Raw genomic sequence first — 2,541 nt, 5'->3', positions numbered from 1 at the left:
TGAATGCGAGGAGCGGCATCAACGCAAGCCTGAAGATCGTGGAACATATCGATCCCGTCGGCGCCGTGCTCGGCGAGGGAATGGAGAACCTGGCCGAAGCCCTTGAAGGGGCGGGCTTCCCAGCCGTTATAGCGCCCTCCCTGGGCCCCCTGTCTCGATTCAAGGGCCGGGAGCATGGGGGTGAGGATAGTGACCTAGCCGTCATCTTCGCCACATCGGGGACGACGGGAGCGCCCAAGGCCGTGCAGGTCAGTCATGGAAACCTTATCGACAATTCCCTCAAGGTGCACCAGAATATCGAGGGTTTCGATACGGGGAGGATCCTGATGAACGTCCTGCCCAACTTCCATTCCTTCGGTTTCACCATCTGTGGAGTGCTGCCGCTTTGCTTCGGGCTCCCCATGGTGATCATCCCCTCCTTCATGCCCCTGAAGGAGACCCTCGATGCCCTGCAATCGGCGGAAGTGAGCATCCTCATCGCCGTCCCGACCATGCTTCCCTTCCTCTTGGGGGCCGTGTCGAAGGAAGGGGTCACCTTGCCCAGGTTGAAGTACATCCTCACCGGGGGCGGGAAGCTGGACCCAACCCTGGAGGCCCGGATCCGGAAGGAGATGGGCGTCATCTGTTTCGAGGGCTACGGCCTGACGGAATGCTCGCCGGTGGTCTCCTGCAATCCTTCGGAGGCCGACAGGAAACTGGGTACCGTCGGTCCGCCCCTTCCGGGCTACGAGGTCCAGTTGAGGGACCTCGAGGGCAAAGCCTTACCCCCGGGAAGAGAGGGTGTGCTATGGGTCAGGGGACCCTCGGTGACCTCCGGGTATTTTCGGGCGCCCGAACTGACGGCCGAGCGTTTCCATGACGGGTGGTTCGATACGGGCGATATAGTGAGCATCGATGAAGACGGCTTTATCACCATCCTTGACCGGGCCACGGACCTCATCATCGTCGGAGGTTTCAATGTTTACCCCCAGGAAGTCGAAACGGTGCTGAACACGCACCCGGCGGTCAAAATGAGCGCGGCCATCGGCATCCACTCCTCGATGAGCGGCGAAGTCGTCAAAGCCTTCGTGGTGCCCCATGAAGGCGTCGAAGTGACTCAGCATGAACTGGTCCAGTATGCCAAGGGACACCTCGCTCACTACAAGGTACCCAGGAAGATCGATATCGTGAAAGAACTCCCCCTTTCCAGCGTCGGAAAGGTGCTCAGGAGAGCACTGAAGGAGGCGGAGAGCGCCGGGGGAGGGGATCTCTAGTGGGGTCGACCGACCCCGGGAGGAAAAAACGGGACGAATTACCGGGACAATTTCAGTCTTCATCGTGGAGAAAAGAATGAGGAAGGTCTTCGGCCGCCCTGATTTCCTGGTGACGGCGGGTTCGGTCCTCATCTTCCTTGTAATTTGCGCCCTAATCCCCACTCCCGGGTACGCCGCCTCAATTCGTTCCTTCAGGGCCGGGCTCCAGCCCGGGGGGGCGAGGCTGGTCATAGACCTGGACGAACCCGCCGATTACGGGGTAAGGGCGGACGCCTCGACAATCCGGGTGGTAATAGGGGCGGGGTCCGCCGGTCCGGCCTCGGGGCGCTTTCCCAAAAACCCCGTCGCCGTGGCTTACGCCTCGAAACCTTCCGAGAAGGGCACCTCCCTCGAGATCACTCTCAATTCAACTTTGGTCGCCGTGAGGCACTATACCCTCTCCAGGCCGGAACGGATTGTACTGGACATGGTCCCCTCCCCCGGGTCGGCTGAACCGGAGGGCGAAAATCCCCAGGTCGATGCCATCCACGGCCTGGTGCGGTCCCAATTCACCACGGGCCCCGGAAAGGGGTATACGGACCTTCGCCTTTCGCCCGAGGACCTGCCCCTGGTGGGGGGGCTCGCAGCGAAAACTTACCCCTTTGAAATACCGGTCACGAGGAGAATCGTCGAAGGCGGCTCCTTCAGTCCGGTGATCCGTTTCCTCGGGCCGGGGAGACGGGACCAGGCCAGGTTGATCTTTATCCTGAATGGCGTCCCCCTCGGCGAGGCCCTTCTTGAAAGCGAGGCGCCCGGCGGACCGGTGGCCGCCATTGACCTGCCGGCATCCCTTCTGCGCCCGGGAACGAACAGGTTGACCCTGGCAGCGGCCACCAGGCAAAAGGAAGGAATCAAGGATGGGGGAGGAACCCTCCGCATACTCAACGGCAGCAACCTTCGCCTGCGATACCGGACTGCCCCTGGCTTAAGCCTGAAAGACATGGTGTCCCTCCTCGAGGATGACCCGGCCTTTTCGGCGGACGACCTGGCCGTGATCATACCGGACAGGCCGGAGCCGGAAGAGGTCCAGGCGGCGCTTGAACTGCTTCTCGAATGGTACGGGAAATCTCCCCGCGGCGCGGCCTCCGCCCGGGTGTTGACCCAGGACCTGGTCAACGGAGAGGTCGCAAGCTCCTCCCCTATGATCTACCTGGGGAGAAGGAGCCTCCTGTCCCGGCCGGTCCTGGAAGCCTTCCGTTGGGATACCACTCCGCCGGAGGGCAGTTTCCTGTCCTGCTTCATGGACACC

The 2,541-nt window shown here is 61.9% G+C and carries 2 protein-coding genes; both read left to right on the top strand.

The window, feature by feature from the left end; translation table 11 throughout:
* A partial coding sequence (locus GX108_03270; GenBank protein NLO56063.1) for a long-chain fatty acid--CoA ligase occupies window positions 1–1,253 on the top strand: 1,253 nt, incomplete at its 5' end.
* A gap of 76 nt (window positions 1,254–1,329) precedes the next feature.
* Window positions 1,330–2,541 (top strand): cellulose biosynthesis cyclic di-GMP-binding regulatory protein BcsB (locus GX108_03265; GenBank protein NLO56062.1); only part of this gene is annotated, 1,212 nt, incomplete at its 3' end.

This window comes from Thermovirga sp. (genome assembly GCA_012523215.1).
Classification (GTDB): domain Bacteria; phylum Synergistota; class Synergistia; order Synergistales; family Thermovirgaceae; genus 58-81.
The sequence above is the reverse complement of the archived record's forward strand: the minus strand, read 5'-3'. Positions and strand labels throughout refer to the sequence as shown.